This window comes from Actinomycetota bacterium, assembly GCA_040754375.1.
In the GTDB taxonomy this organism is placed as follows: Bacteria; Actinomycetota; Acidimicrobiia; order Acidimicrobiales; family AC-14; genus JBFMCT01.
This window is the reverse complement of record JBFMCT010000036.1, coordinates 1-13,285: the sequence shown is the minus strand read 5'-3', so window position 1 is coordinate 13,285 and position 13,285 is coordinate 1. Positions and strand designations below refer to the sequence as shown.

Annotated in this window: 12 protein-coding genes; 7 read left to right on the top strand and 5 right to left on the bottom strand. The window is 74.6% G+C overall.

Annotation, left to right across the window (positions count from 1 at the left end):
• Position 1 precedes the first annotated feature (1 nt).
• Positions 2 to 1,666, bottom strand: a complete 1,665-nt coding sequence (locus AB1673_13645) for a class I adenylate-forming enzyme family protein (GenBank protein MEW6155010.1) — start codon at positions 1,664 to 1,666, stop codon at positions 2 to 4.
• 178 nt (positions 1,667 to 1,844) lie between these two features.
• Between AB1673_13645 and AB1673_13640 the strand changes: the two genes are divergently transcribed.
• Positions 1,845 to 2,240 carry an AhpC/TSA family protein gene (locus tag AB1673_13640; protein MEW6155009.1) on the top strand — a complete coding sequence of 132 codons (396 nt, stop codon included), beginning with the start codon at positions 1,845 to 1,847 and terminating at the stop codon, positions 2,238 to 2,240.
• Between the two features lie 128 nt (positions 2,241 to 2,368).
• On the opposite strand, the gene AB1673_13635 is transcribed toward AB1673_13640, so the two are convergent.
• Positions 2,369 to 3,769: a cytochrome P450 gene (locus AB1673_13635; GenBank protein ID MEW6155008.1), complete on the bottom strand. Its 1,401-nt coding sequence runs from the start codon at positions 3,767 to 3,769 to the stop codon at positions 2,369 to 2,371.
• A gap of 118 nt (positions 3,770 to 3,887) precedes the next feature.
• Between AB1673_13635 and AB1673_13630 the strand changes: the two genes are divergently transcribed.
• Complete coding sequence (locus AB1673_13630; GenBank protein MEW6155007.1) at positions 3,888 to 4,682, top strand: DNA-formamidopyrimidine glycosylase family protein; 795 nt, start codon at positions 3,888 to 3,890, stop codon at positions 4,680 to 4,682.
• Positions 4,683 to 4,831: 149 nt separating this feature from the next.
• Here AB1673_13630 and AB1673_13625 read toward each other — a convergent pair whose 3' ends face one another.
• Positions 4,832 to 6,241, bottom strand: coding sequence for a sialidase family protein (locus AB1673_13625; protein MEW6155006.1), 1,410 nt, complete (start codon positions 6,239 to 6,241; stop codon positions 4,832 to 4,834).
• A gap of 76 nt (positions 6,242 to 6,317) precedes the next feature.
• On the opposite strand from AB1673_13625, the gene AB1673_13620 reads away from it, so the two are divergent.
• The 3 genes from AB1673_13620 to AB1673_13610 are packed head-to-tail and all read left to right on the top strand — an operon-like array spanning position 6,318 to position 9,521.
• The gene (locus AB1673_13620) at positions 6,318 to 7,742 is read left to right on the top strand and encodes an aldehyde dehydrogenase family protein (GenBank protein ID MEW6155005.1); all 1,425 of its coding nucleotides are present in this window, start codon (positions 6,318 to 6,320) and stop codon (positions 7,740 to 7,742) included.
• Positions 7,739 to 8,653: a DNA-3-methyladenine glycosylase 2 family protein gene (locus AB1673_13615; GenBank protein ID MEW6155004.1), complete on the top strand. Its 915-nt coding sequence runs from the start codon at positions 7,739 to 7,741 to the stop codon at positions 8,651 to 8,653. Before AB1673_13620 ends, AB1673_13615 begins: the two co-directional genes overlap by 4 nt.
• Positions 8,654 to 8,663: 10 nt before the next feature.
• Entirely contained in the window at positions 8,664 to 9,521 is an 858-nt protein-coding gene (locus tag AB1673_13610) for a hypothetical protein (GenBank protein MEW6155003.1), read from the top strand.
• 19 nt (positions 9,522 to 9,540) lie between these two features.
• Here the strand turns inward: AB1673_13610 and AB1673_13605 are convergent, their stop codons facing one another.
• Positions 9,541 to 10,638, bottom strand: coding sequence for an FAD-dependent oxidoreductase (locus AB1673_13605; GenBank protein ID MEW6155002.1), 1,098 nt, complete (start codon positions 10,636 to 10,638; stop codon positions 9,541 to 9,543).
• A 24-nt stretch (positions 10,639 to 10,662) separates the two neighbouring features.
• The gene (locus tag AB1673_13600; GenBank protein ID MEW6155001.1) at positions 10,663 to 11,370 is read right to left on the bottom strand and encodes a GDSL-type esterase/lipase family protein; all 708 of its coding nucleotides are present in this window, start codon (positions 11,368 to 11,370) and stop codon (positions 10,663 to 10,665) included.
• Between the two features lie 82 nt (positions 11,371 to 11,452).
• Here AB1673_13600 and AB1673_13595 point away from each other — a divergent pair, with 82 nt between their 5' ends.
• Complete coding sequence (locus AB1673_13595; protein ID MEW6155000.1) at positions 11,453 to 12,169, top strand: pirin family protein; 717 nt, start codon at positions 11,453 to 11,455, stop codon at positions 12,167 to 12,169.
• Complete coding sequence (locus AB1673_13590; protein ID MEW6154999.1) at positions 12,166 to 13,083, top strand: hypothetical protein; 918 nt, start codon at positions 12,166 to 12,168, stop codon at positions 13,081 to 13,083. The genes AB1673_13595 and AB1673_13590 overlap by 4 nt, the downstream gene beginning before the upstream one ends.
• Positions 13,084 to 13,285 lie beyond the last annotated feature (202 nt).

Sequence of the window (13,285 nt, the reverse complement as noted above, 5' to 3'; positions counted from 1 at the left end):
GCTAGCCCCCGGCCACCGGAGGCCCTTGCGGACCGGATGGTCCCGGCCCGCCGGCCCAGCGGCGGCGGCGGGCGTCCCAGGCACCGGCGGTGCCCAGGGCGCGCAGCTCGAACTTGCGGACCCTGGTCGTGGGCGTCTTGGGCAGCTCGTCGTGGGCCCGCAGCCAACGGGGCACCAGGTGGCGGGGCAGCAGCCGGCCCAGGTGGGCGGCCAGGTCGTCGAGGTCGACCCCGCCGGGGGCGCCAGGGTCGGCCACGACGCACAGCAACACCTCCTCTTCGACCCCGTCGAGGGCGGGCACGCCCACGGCCGCGGCCTCGACCACCGCTGGGTGGCGCAGAGCGGCCTCCTCGATGAAGGACGGCGCGATCATCTCCCCGGCCCGCCGGATGGCGTCGCGCCAGCGCCCGGCGAAACACAGCTGGCCGTCGCCGTCGAACGCCATCACGTCGCCCGTCTGGTACCAACCGTCGTCGTCGAAGCACTCGCGTGTCGGTCGGCCGGGCCCGTCCGGGCCCAGGTAGCCCTCGAACATGACGTGGGCGGCCCGGGGCCTCACCCACAGCTCGCCCGGTTCCCCGGGCCCGAGCTCCTGGCCGCCGGGGCCCCGGACGGACGCGTCCCAGCGGTCACTGGGGACACCGACGGTCCCGGTCTTCTGGGGCAGGCCCCGGGCCGGCCACGACCAGCACGACGCCGTCTCGGTCTGGCCCCAGGTCTCGGCCACGTGCAGGTCGAAGCGCTCCTCGATCTCCCGCCAGCGGTCCACAGGGGTGGCCGCGCCCAGGGCCCTGCGCACCGGGTTGTCGGCGTCGCCCGGCGAGGGCGGGCGACGGGCCAGCGCCGACAGGACCGTCCCCACGAAGGTGAACATGGCGGCGTCGGCTTCCCGTACCCGGCGCCAGAACCTGACGACGTCGAACCCGGCGTCGATGGTGACCCGGCCCCGGCGGGAAAGGGCGGCCAGCACCGTGGCCTGGCTGGTGACGTGGAACAGGGGCAGGCAGCAGTAGAGGCCCTCGCCGGCCTCGATGGGCAGCAGCTCCTCGCCGTAGGCCCAGGCCCACACGGCCTCGCAATGGCGGCTCCACAGCACGCCCTTGGGCACCCCCGTGGTGCCCGAGGTGTACATGAGCTTGGCTGGCGCCCCCGGGCAGTCCGCCAGCGGGGGCGGCGGGCCCGAGGGCGCCCGTTCGACCAGCTCGTCGAGCCGGGGCGGGCCCGGTACGCAGCCGCGGCGGCCGCCCACGACCAGGACGTCACACAGGTCGGGCAGCCCACCGCGCACGGCCTCCACGTCGTCGGCCAGTTGGTGGGCGACGACGACCACCCGGCCACGGCTGTCGGCCATCACCTGGCGCAGGGGCTCCCCCGTGAGAAGTGCGTTGAGGGGGAGGTAGACGGCCCCCAGCTTGGCGCACGCGAACCACACCGCCACCGGCGCCCAGCCGTTGCCCGAGCGGACCATCACGACGTCCCCCGCGCCGTAGCCCATGGACAGCAGGACAGCCGCCACCCGGTTGGCCAGTTCGTCGATCTCGGCGTAGGTCAGGGTGGCGTCGGGCAGGGTGGCGAAGGGCCGGGGGCCGAGCTCCGCGGCCCGGGCCTCGATAAGGGCGCGCAACGTGGGATAGGGCGGCGGGGGCAGGGGGGCGCGCTCGGCCATGGGCGGGGGACGCTACCGTCCGCGCCGTGGCCGTCCCCAAACCCCGATGGTGACCCTGGCCGGCATCGTCCTGCCCGACGTGGTCGGCGGCCGCGACCTGGACCTCGGTTCGGAGCCGCCCCGGGCCCTCCTCACCGTCATCCGCCACCGTCACTGACTGCCCTGCCAGGAGCACCTCGTGCGGGTGCAGGAGCGGTCGGGTGACTTTGCGGCCGCCGGCTTCGTGCCGGTGGCCGTGGGCTTCAGCCCGCCCGACGCCCTGGCCGCCCTGGCCGGCCATCTCGGCTGGGCCTTCGCCTTCTGCTCGGACGAGAACCGCCTCGTCTACGACCGCCTCGACCTCGGCTCGGCCGGCGCCCGCCAGGTGTTCTCCCCTGGTACCCGGGCCATCTACGACGCGGCCCGCGCCCGCGGCGAGGATGTGGCCCGCCCCGTCGAGGACGTCCGCCAGCTCGGCGGGGACGCCCTGGTGGTGGCCGGCGAGGTGAAGGTCCTCATGCGCCCGTCGAGCCCCGACGACCGTCCCGAGATCGACCAACTACTGGCCGCGGCCGCCGCCCTCGGGGCTCACTAGGTGGCTGGTGCCTAAACCTTCCTCAGGCGGCCGACCGCCCCGTCTGCGGCTCGGCTGAATGGCAAGGTGCTGGTCAGGGGCAGGTCGGCCGTCGGCGCGAAGCGCCGATCACGAAAGACACCAGCCTCTTAGGGCTGGACCGGCTCGAGCCGGCAGGGCAGGGGACCTCCGGGGCGCAGGGCGAGGTCGACCTCGACCGGGGTCTCGGCCAGCAGGGACGTGAGGCGGAAACGGCGAACCAGGGCGGCCGTGGCGACGACCAGCTCGGCCACAGCCAGGTGCTCTCCGATGCAGGCACGCGGCCCTCCCCCGAAGGGGAGGTGGGTGTAGCGGGCCGACCGGCGGGTGGCCTCGGGCCCGGTCCGGCTGGCCCCGAAGCGCTCGGGCGAGAACTCGAACGGCCGGTCCCACAGGTCCTCACGATGGTGGATGCCCCAGATGTTCACGGCCACGATCCGGCCGTTGTCGACCGGGCAACCGGCCAGCTCGGTCTCGGCGCGGGCCCGGCGCACGACGGTGTGGGCCGGCGGGTAGAGGCGCATGGCCTCGTCGACCACCTGGGCCGTAAAGGGGAGGGCGGATGGGCCCCGTCCGAGATCGGCATCTCGGGCCTCGGCCCGCACTCTGTTCTGGGCGGCCGGGTGGCGGCCCAGGAGGTCGAGGGTGAACGCCAGGGCGCTGCCGGTCGTCTCGTGGCCGGCGATGAGGAAGATGATGGCCTCGTCGCGCACGTCGTCGTCGGCGAGGGCGTCGCCCGTCTCGGGGTCACGAGCTTCGAGGAGGCGGCTCAGCAGGTCGTGGCCCTGGTCCCCCTGCTCGGCCCTCGCCCGGCGGTCGGCGATGAGGCGGTCGGCCAGCGCCCACACGACCCTGCGAGCGTGCTCGGCCCGGCGGTTGGCCGGCGAGGGCCACCAATGGGGGCTGCGGAAAGGGGCCAGCGAGCGGCGCTTGAGATGCTCGCCCAGCGGGGGGAGGGCGGCCCGCAGGACGGGTGCGGCCTCGACGATGTCGTCCCCGAAGACGGTACGGCCCAGGGCGTGCAGGGCGTAGCGCATCGACAGTTCGTGCACGTCGACCGGGCGGCCGGCAGCCGCGTCGTCCTCGCACCAGGACACGAGGTCGGCGGCCGCCTTGGCCACCGTGGGCAGGTGGCCCTCGACGGCCCGCCGGGTGAACAGGGGCTGAGCCACCCGCCGGTGCCGGCGCCACCGCTCCCCCTCGCTGACCAGCAGCCCGTTGCCCAGGAAGTGGCGGAACTCTCCGATGACCGGGGCGTCTTTGACGTAGCTGCCGGCGTCCGCGGCCAGCACCTGGTGGGCCGTGTCGGGGGTGAACACGGCGTCGAAGCTGAACCCGAGCCGGGGCGGGCCCACCCGGAAGCGGGCGATCTCGCCGTGTTCGGCCATGGCCCGGGCGTAGGTGCCCAGCTGGTCGCGCTGGAGCGCTCTGGTCGAACCGAGCAGGAACGAGCCGGGCACCGTAGGTGGCGCCTTCGTGCCCTCATCGGCCCTCACGGCCTTGCGGCCCATGGGCCAGAAGTCTGCCAGCTTCGGCGCCGTCCGGCTCGGGGCGGCGCCGCCCGTGTGCCCTCACCGGTCGTCCCGCTGGTACACCTTGGCGGTCAGACGAGGGGAAGAGGAGCAAGGGTTGCCGGAGCTGGTGGAAGTCGAGGCCTACCGCCGCCTGGCGGAGCGGGTGGTGGGGCGCCGGGTGGCCGAGGTGGTCGCGCCCGACGCCTGGTACCTCAAGAAGGGCCTGACAGCCGGCACCTTGACGGCCGCCCTGACGGGGCGGACCGTCACGGCCGCCCGCCGGGTGGGCAAGGTGCTGCTGCTCCACACCGACGGGCCTACGCTCGGCCTGCGGTTCGGGATGAGCGGGCGCTTGCTGGTCGACGGCGAGGCGGCGGTCGACGACCTCGTGTACGCCAGCAACCGGGACCTGGAGAAGTGGGACCGGTTCGCCCTGCGCTTCGCCCGCCCCGGCGGGGGCGACCTGCGCTCGCGCGACCCCCGCCGGCTGGGAGGGGTCGAACTGTCGCCCGTCGAGTCGCCCGTCGAGTCCCGCCTGGGCCCCGACGCCCTCACGGTCACGCCGTCCGCCCTGGTCCGTGCCCTGCAGAGCGACGCCCCGCTCAAGGCCCGTCTCATGGACCAGCGCCGCCTCGCGGGCGTGGGCAACCTGGCGGCCGACGAAGCCCTGTGGCGAGCCGGGCTCGACCCCGCCCGGTCAGCCCGGTCGCTGTCACCGGCCGAACACCGCCGCCTCCACCGCCACCTGCGGGCCACGATGGCCGACCTGCTCGAACGGGGCGGGTCCCACACCGGCGACCTCATGGACCAGCGCCGTCTGGGGGGTCTGTGCCCCCGCGACGGAACCGCCCTCGTCCGCCGGACCGTCGGCGGCCGCACCACCTGGTCCTGCCCCCGCCACCAACACTGACCCACCCCCCGAAACCCGCGCGGGAATCGTGGGCATTTCGCCCACGAAAACCGCGCAGGTTTGCAGTCGTTGGGCCCACCCCGCGAAACCCGCGCGGGAATCGTGGGCGTTTCGCCCACGTTTCCCGCGCAGGTTTGCGGTCGTTGGGGTTAGGGCGGGAGGTCGGCGGTGACGGGGACCATGCGGCGCAGGAAGACGTCCTGGGTGTTCTCGTCTTGGGCGGGGGCCAGGCGGGAGTCGCTCCAGACGACCCAGGCGCCGTCGTCCCTGGAGGCGACGTCGGGGGCGTACCAGTCGCCGATGGCCCGGTTGAACTCGAACCGCCGGATGGGCTGCTCGTTCACCTGGCGGCTGCGGAACGTCACTCCCCCGTCGACGGAGTGGGCCCAGAACACGTTGTCGGTGTTGGCCGCCGGCCGCCGGTAGTAGACGATGTCGATGCGGCCGTCGGGGGCCACCCCGATGGTCGGCGTGCGAGACGACCCGGTGGACAGGGCCGTCTGGTCGGGAGCGATGCCTATGGGGTCCGACCACGTCACGCCCTTGTCGGTCGACTTGCGGAACACGACCTGCTGCTGGCCGGTGCGCTGGTCGGTGTAGGTGACGTAGAGAGCGTCGGACCGGGGGTCGAAGGCCAGCTTGGCGGGGTCGTAGCGGTCGCCTATGCGGGGCTGGGTATCGATGATGGCCGACGTGAACGTCGCGCCGCCGTCGGCCGAGCGGGCCAGCAGGAGCTCGGACGCGCCGCCCTCGTAGTCGGCGATGAAGCTGACCAGAACGGTCCCGTCGGGCAGGACCACCGGCTCGGAGGGGCTGCGTACCCCGAGGGCCGGCGGGTGGACGGCCACCGGCTCGGAGAACGTGTTGCCCCCGTCGTCGGACTGGCTGAACAGGGCCCCCGGGCAGAACCGGCCGCCCTGGTTGCACAGCCAGAACGTGAGCAGCAGCCGGTCGGCCCCGGCGTCGCCCTGCACCACCGTCATCTGGGGCCGGGCGAAGCTGACGTCGTCGCCTCCGGGCCGCACGGCCACCGACGTGACGTATGTCTCGCCCCCGTCGTTGGACCGGCCCAGGATGACGCTCTCGCGCGTGCCCTGCTCGGGGTGGGCCGACCCGTAGACGGCGTAGATCGTGCCCGAGGAGCCGAAGGCCACCCCGCCCGGGCCGGTGGGCACGTGGCCCCCGGCCGCGCCGTTGATCTTGCAGCCGTTGTAGCCGGGCGGGTCCTGGAAGACGCCGTCGACCCACTCCTTGCCCCGGTCGACGGTCATGTGGAACGTGCAGCGCCCGGCCGCCATGTTGGCGTCGGTGACGACGATGTGGTTGCCGTCGTTGGGGTTGACGGCCACCGACTGGCCCTCGTACCCGCGGCCCAGGCGGGGGTCGGCCGAGGCCCGGCAGGACGGGAACTGGCAGCGCGCCTCGAGGGCGGCCTCGTCGTCGGACGAGCTGGAGCCACCGGCGAACAACGTGTAGAGGACGGCCGCCAGCAGGAACAGGCCGCCGCCCCCCATGAGCAGCAGCGGCAGGCGGGTCTGACCGTTCTCCGACCGGGACATCGCGGGCAGGCTATTCGACCCGGGCGAACCGGGGCAGGCCACGATGACGAGGCCCCCCCGGGCGTACTGTGGGCGCGTGCACGACCACGACCGGCTCTACATCGGCGGGAAGTGGGAGCACCCGGCCACCTCCGATCTCGTCGAGGTCAGCGAGGCGGCCACGGGGGAGGTCCTGGGCTCGGTGCCCGCGGCCGGGGCGGCCGACGTCGACCGGGCCGTGGCCGCCGCGGCCGCCGCTTTCGAGGGCTGGGCCGCCACCCCGGTAGCCGAGCGGGCCGCCGCCCTGGGCCGCCTCCACGCCGCCATGGCGGACCGGCTGGTCGACTTCGGGGAGCTCATCGCCCGCGAGGTGGGCATGCCCGCGGCCAAGGCCATGGTCGCCCAGGCGGGAGTGGCCCTGGTGGTAGTCGAGAGCTACGTCGACCTGGCGGCCAGGTTCGCCTTCGAGGAGGCCGTGGGCAACGCCAAGGTGGTGTACGAGCCCGTAGGCGTGGTGGCGGCCGTGACGCCGTGGAACTACCCGCTGCTCCAAGCGGTGAGCAAGGTGGCCCCTGCTCTGCTGGCCGGCTGCCCGGTGGTGCTCAAGCCCAGCGAGGTCGCCCCCCTCAGCCTGTTCCTGCTGGCCGCGTTGGTCGACGCCGCCGGGTTCCCGCCCGGGACGTTCAACCTGGTGACCGGCACTGGGGCCGAGGCCGGGGAGGCCCTGGTCGCCCACCCCGGGGTCGACAAGGTGTCGTTCACGGGGTCGACCCCCGTGGGCCGCCGGGTGGCCCAGGTGGCGGGGGCGTCCTTCAAGCGGCTCACCCTCGAGCTGGGAGGCAAGTCGGCCTCGATCGTCCTCGACGACGCCGACCTCGACGAGGCCGTACGGGCCAGCGTCCTCCAGGCCATGCTCAACTCGGGCCAGATGTGCATGGCGTGGTCCCGCCTGGTGGTGCCCCGCGAGCGCCACGACGAGGCCGCCCGGCTGGCGGCCAAGGTGGCCGAGCAACTGGTCGTGGGCGACCCGTTCTCGCCGGCCACCGACGTCGGCCCGCTGGCCAGCGGTCCCCACCGCGACCGGGTGCGGGCCGCCATCGAGGCGGGCGTGGCCGAAGGGGCGACGCTGGTCGCCGGCGGGCCCGAACCGCCCGCGGGGCTGGAGCGGGGCTACTACGTGCGCCCGACGATCTTCGCGGACGTCACCGAGCACATGTCGGTGGCCACCGAGGAGATCTTCGGGCCCGTGGTGGCCGTCATGGCCCACGACGGCGACGGCGACGCCGTGCGCATCGCCAACTCCTCGCCGTTCGGTCTGCACGGCGCCGTGTTCTCGGGTGACCGGGCCCGGGCCGAGGGCTTGGCCCGCCGGCTGCGCACGGGCCAGGTCGACGTGTGCGGCGGCGGCGGGTTCAACCCGTGGGCGCCGTTCGGCGGTTACAAGGAGTCGGGCTGGGGGCGTGAACTGGGCCGGTGGGGTCTCGAGGGTTACCTCGAGACCAAGGCCCTCCAGTTCCCGTGAGTGCCCGACCGGCCGGGCGGCGGAGGCTGCGCCTGGCCGGCCCCGTGGACCTGCGCCTGACCCTGGGAGCCGTCCGGCGGGGCCGGGGCGACCCGACCATGCGAATCGGGCCCGGCGAGGTGTGGCGAGCCACCCGGACAGCGGACGGGCCGGCGACGGCCCGGGTGACGGCATCGGGTGGGGAGCTGGCCATGGAGGCCTGGGGACCGGGGGCGGAGCGGGCGCTGGACGGGTTCGAGGCCCTGGTCGGGGGGTTGGACGACGAACGCGGCTTCGACCCGGGGACCGGTGTCGTGGCCGAACTACGTCGCCGGCTGCCGGGCCTGCGCCTGTGCCGGACGGGGGCCGTGTTCGAGGCGTTGGTGCCCACCGTCATCGAGCAGAAAGTGACGGGCCACGAGGCCCGCCGGTCCTACCACGGCCTGGTCCGGCGCCTGGGAGAGCCCGCTCCCGGGCCGTGCGCCGGCCTGCTCGTCCCGCCCGCGGCCGAGGCGGTCGCCCGTACGCCGTCGTGGGTCTTCCACCGCCTCGGCGTGGAACGCCGGCGGGCCGACACGGTCCGGTTGGCGGCCACCTACGCCCGCCGCCTGGACGAGGCCGCTTCGCTGGGCCGCGACGAGGCCTACCGGCGGTTGCTGGCTCTCCCCGGCGTAGGCCCGTGGACGGCCGCCGAGGTCGCCATGGTCGCCCTGGGCGACGCCGACGCCGTGAGCGTGGGCGACTTCCACCTGCCCGACCACGTGGCCTTCGCCCTGGCCGGCGAGGCCCGGGCCGACGATGCCCGCATGCTCGAACTGCTGGAGCCCTACCAGGGCCACCGGGGCCGGGTCGTACGCCTGATCATGGCCGGCGGACCGGCACCGCCCCGGTTCGGGCCCCGCATGGCCCTCAACCCCATCGCCGCCTTGTAGGAGGGGCTCCATGAACGACGACCGGCAGCCGACCGTCCGCGACGACCACGTGCTCAAGGTGACCAAGGCGGTCTCGGCCGCCATCGTGCCGGTCTTGACGGCCGCCTTCGTGATCCTCTACCTGTTCCCGACCCGCACCCGCCAACTGTGGTCGTGGACCATCACCCCCACGATGTCGGCCATGCTCATGGGGGCCGGCTACCTCTCCGGGGCCTACTTCTTCGTGCGGGCGGCCACGGTCCGCCAGTGGCACCGGGTGGGCGTCGGTTTCCTGGGGGTGACGGTGTTCGCCACCCTGCTGGGGGTGGCCACGGTGATGCACTGGGACCGGTTCAACCACGGCCACGTTTCGTTCTGGGCGTGGGCGCTGCTCTACTTCTCCACCCCGGTGCTGATCCCGTGGCTGTGGGCCCGCAACCGGCGCACCGACCCGGGCCTGCCTGCGCCCGGGGACCGGCTCGTACCCACCTGGGTGCGGGCGACGATGGGGACGGTGGGCGCGCTCCAACTGGTCGTGGCCGCCGTCATGTTCGTGCGGCCCACGGCCGCCATCGGGTGGTCGCCCTGGACGCTCACCCCCCTGACATGCCGGTCGCTCAGCGCCTTCGTCGCCTTCCCGGCCGTCACCTACCTGGCCTTCGCCTTCGAGCGGCGATGGAGCTCGTTCCAGATCGTGGTCGAGACAGCCATGATCGGGATGGTCCTCATCGGCATCGCCGCCGTCCGGGCCTGGGACGAGTTCACCGTGGGCGGCGACGGCCTCATCTGGGGCTGGCGGGTCGGGCTGGTCGTGGCCTTCGCCCTGCTCGCCGCCCTCCGCACGGCCATGTCCCGTCCCGTAGGGCCGCAGGGCCCGGCACCGGCGTAGCCGGCGCGGCGGCGGGGCGCTAGCGGGCGGTCATGACCTGGTGGGCGGCCCGGCGGCCGGAGTTGACGGCGCCTTCCATGTGGCCGCCGCCCTCACCGGCCGTCTCGGTCCCGGCCCACACCAGGCGCCCGTCCCACAGGGGCTGGCCGAAGGCCGGGTGGCCGTAAGGCAGGGGGCCGTCGGGTGCCCAGAACGTCTCGTCGTTGGTGTAGGGGTCGCCCGACCAGTCCCGTTCGTAGTAACGCAGGGGGTCGGCCGCCTGCGGCCCGAACAGGCGGCCGAGGTGGGCGAACACGACCTCGGTGCGGTCGTCGAAGCTCAGGTCCCGGAACTCGTGCAGGGGCGAGACGAACCCCCACAAGGCAGCCGCCGAGCCGTCGTGGGTGCCACCGTCGTGCACCTCGCGCAGCGGGCCGGGTTCGCTCATGGCCGCGCCCGCCAGCCCGGCCTCCCGCCAGAACGCCGACTCGTAGACGGCCACGCACTTGAGGGCGGTGGCCATCCACGTGGGCGTGTGCTGCATGACCCGGTCGAGGTCCTCGGGTAGGTCGGGGGTGAAGGCCAGGTCCTGGCGGGCCAGGCGGGGAGGCAGGGCGACCACCACGGCCGAAGCCGAGAGGTCCGACGCCTGGCCCTCCTCGTCGACCACCGTGACGGTCACCCCGGTGGGGACCTGCTCCAGGGACACGGCGTTGGTCTGGAGCCGGACTGCTCCCCCGGGCAGCCGGGCCGCCAACCGCTCGCACAGGCCCTGGGCCCCACCCACGAAGCGCAGCTCGGCCGGTGACGGGGGCGGGAGCGGTGCTCGCTGCGGCCCGGCCCCCTCGGCCGGTCCGCCGCCGACCTCGTAGACGAGCAGGCCGTCGCGGTACTGGGGGAAGACCTCGAGGCCCAGCTCGGCCGCCAGTTGGCGTACCGATGGCTGGTCGGCCCAGTGCCACGTGGCCCCCACGTCGAACCACGTGCCCGGCCCGAGGTCGTCGGGCCGCATGGTCATCGTCCGCCCCCCCACGAAGGGGCGAGCCTCGATGACCGTGACCGTCCACCCCGCCCCGTGCAACTCGACGGCGGCCGTCAGCCCGGCCAGCCCTCCCCCGATCACGACCACATCCCCCACTGGGCCGAAACCTACCCCCGACCGCTAGAGGCCGAGGGCGTCGGCGAAGGCGGCCGTCCAGTCGGCGTAGCCACGCTCGGCCGGGTGGAAGGCGTCGGGTGCGAACTTGCCCCGCCACGGAGGACCGGTGCGGGCCCAGACGTCGGCCACCACCAGGCCGGCGGCCGGGGCCTCACTGCGGATGACGGCGTTGGCCAGCTGCGCCCGGCGGGGGCGCACGCCCTGGGGGACGGTGGCTATGACCGCCCCCGCGGGTAGTGCGGCGATGACGGCCCGCAGGTTGGAGAGGAACAGGGCGGCCGGCGTCCGGTAGACGTCGTTGGCCCCGATGGCCACCGTGACCAGGTCGGGCGCGGGCAGCTCCGCCAGGCGGGGGAGCTGTACGGCCAGCACGTCGGCCGTCCTGGCGCCCGAGCGCGACAGGTTGACGACCCGCCACCGTCCCCGCTCACCGCGGCGCAGGTCGAGCACGTCCCGAAGCTGGCCGACGTAGCCCCGGTCGAACGACGGTGCGCCGATCCCCTGGGCGGCCGAGTCGCCCAGGACGGCCCACAGCGGGCCCGAGGCCCCGGGCGCCAGGGCGGCCGCGTTGGACTCCTCCCACCGGCGGGCGTACGGCGCCACCTGGGCCTCGACCCGGCGGACCCCGGGCAGCGCCCACCGGGCGAGCCGGCCCAGGACCGACGGCCCCGTCCCGGGGACCGGCACCGGACCGTCAGTGGCGTCGCTCACGGAGCGGCACGGTAGCCACCCGGCCCGCCGGGCCCCTGCCGGGCTGCGGAAGTTCGGGGGGCCGAACGGCGTTGTACCCGCCATGGCCGTCCCCTCGATCGACGTGCGCCCGGCCGCCGGGCGGTTCCACACCCGGCTCTCCTGGCTCGACTCGCACCACTCGTTCAGCTTCTCCCGCCACTACGACCCGGCCAACACCCATCACGGCCTGCTGCTGGTCAGCAACGACGACGTGGTTTCGGCCGGTACGGGGTTCACGACCCACCCCCACCAGGACATGGAGATCGTGACCTGGGTGCTCGACGGCGAGCTGGAGCACAAGGACTCCACCGGCCACAAGGGCGTGATCTACCCGGGCCTGGCCCAGCGCATGAGCGCCGGCACGGGGATCTGGCACTCGGAGATGAACCCCCGGGGCGACCGGGACGTGCACTTCGTGCAGATGTGGGTGCTGCCCGATACCGAGCGGGTCGACCCCGGCTACCAGCAACGGGACATAGGGCCCGAGCTCGGACGGGGCGGGCTCGTGCCCGTCGCCTCCGGTCAGGGCCACGACGCGGCCGTGGCCATCCGCCAGCGCGACGCCGTCCTGTGGGCGGGCCGGCTCGGGGCGGGCGAGCGGGTGGCCGTGCCCGACGCTCGCCACGTCCACCTGTTCGTGGCCCTGGGCGGGGCCACCCTGGAGGGTGCGGGCGAGCTGGGGACGGGCGACGCCGTGCGGCTGACGGCCGCCGGGGGCGAGCTGGGGCTGGTCGCCGGGGCCGACGGAGCCGAGGTCCTGATCTGGGAGACTGCGTGAGAGTGCTGGCGGCCACGGCCGACGGCGTCTGGTCGGTGGGCGCGGGTGCCAGTGGGGCCGAGCCAGGGGCGGCGGCCCTGGCGGGCCGGGACGTGGCCGACCTGGTGGCCGTCCCCGGCGGGTGGCGGGCGCTGGCCGGACCGGCGGTGTTCGCCAGCGACGGCCGGGTGGTGGCCGAGCTGACCGGGCCGGCAGCCACCTGCCTGGCCGCGGCCGGCGGGCGCGAGGAGCTGTTGGTGGGCACCGAGGGCGCCCACTTGTTGCGGGTCGCCGGTGGGGAAGCCAGGCCCGAGCCCGGCTTCGACGAGGCCGACGGGCGGGCCCGGTGGTACACCCCGTGGGGCGGTCCGCCCGACACCCGCACCATCGCGGTGGCCGGCGACGGCACGGTGTACGTCAACGTGCACGTGGGCGGGGTGTTGAGGTCGGAGGGCGACGGGCGCTGGGTGCCTACCGTCGACATCGACGCCGATGTCCACCAGGTGCTGGTCGTGCCCGGGGACGACGACCACGTGGTGGCCGCCACCGCCCTGGGCCTGGCCACCAGCCGCGACCGGGGGGCCAACTGGACGTTCACGACCGGAGGCCTGCACGGAACCTATGCCCGGGCCGTGGCCGTGGCCGGCGACTGGCTGCTCATGTCGGCCTCGACCGGCCCCTACACCGACCGGGCGGCCGTCTACCGCCGGCCCCTGGGCGCCGCCGCGGACGAGCCCTTCGAGCCCTGTGCCAGCGGCTTGCCGGCCTTCACCGAGAACATCGACACCGGCTCGCTCGTGGGCTCGCCCTCGGGCCAGGCCGTGGTCGCCGGCCCCGACGGGCGGCTGTGGGCCTCGTCCGACGCGGGGGCCGCGTGGGAAGAGGCCGCTTGCGGCCTCCCCCCCGTCCGCCGCCTGGTACTGCCAACCGGCTGACACGTCGGGGGCGGGGCCCGGGGGCGGGCCCGGAGCGGCCCGCGCACGACGGCAGACGCGAAACCTGCGCGGGAATCCAGGACTCCTGACCTACGCGCCATAGTCCCTGAGGTGCTCAGGGCGCCTTGACGCTGTAGCGGAGGACGAGGTCGGTGCCGGGATAGACGGTGTCGGTGGAGCTCAGTTCGGCGCAGAGGGCGGC

What these genes read in the sequence shown, in the direction of transcription:
- AB1673_13645 (MEW6155010.1), bottom strand. Translation starts at nt 1,666, where the DNA reads ATGGCCGAGCGCGCCCCCCTGCCCCCGCCGCCCTATCCCACGTTGCGC.
- AB1673_13595 (MEW6155000.1), top strand. Translation starts at nt 11,453, where the DNA reads ATGGCCGTCCCCTCGATCGACGTGCGCCCGGCCGCCGGGCGGTTCCAC.
- AB1673_13635 (MEW6155008.1), bottom strand. Translation starts at nt 3,769, where the DNA reads ATGGGCCGCAAGGCCGTGAGGGCCGATGAGGGCACGAAGGCGCCACCT.
- AB1673_13625 (MEW6155006.1), bottom strand. Translation starts at nt 6,241, where the DNA reads ATGTCCCGGTCGGAGAACGGTCAGACCCGCCTGCCGCTGCTGCTCATG.
- AB1673_13610 (MEW6155003.1), top strand. Translation starts at nt 8,664, where the DNA reads ATGAACGACGACCGGCAGCCGACCGTCCGCGACGACCACGTGCTCAAG.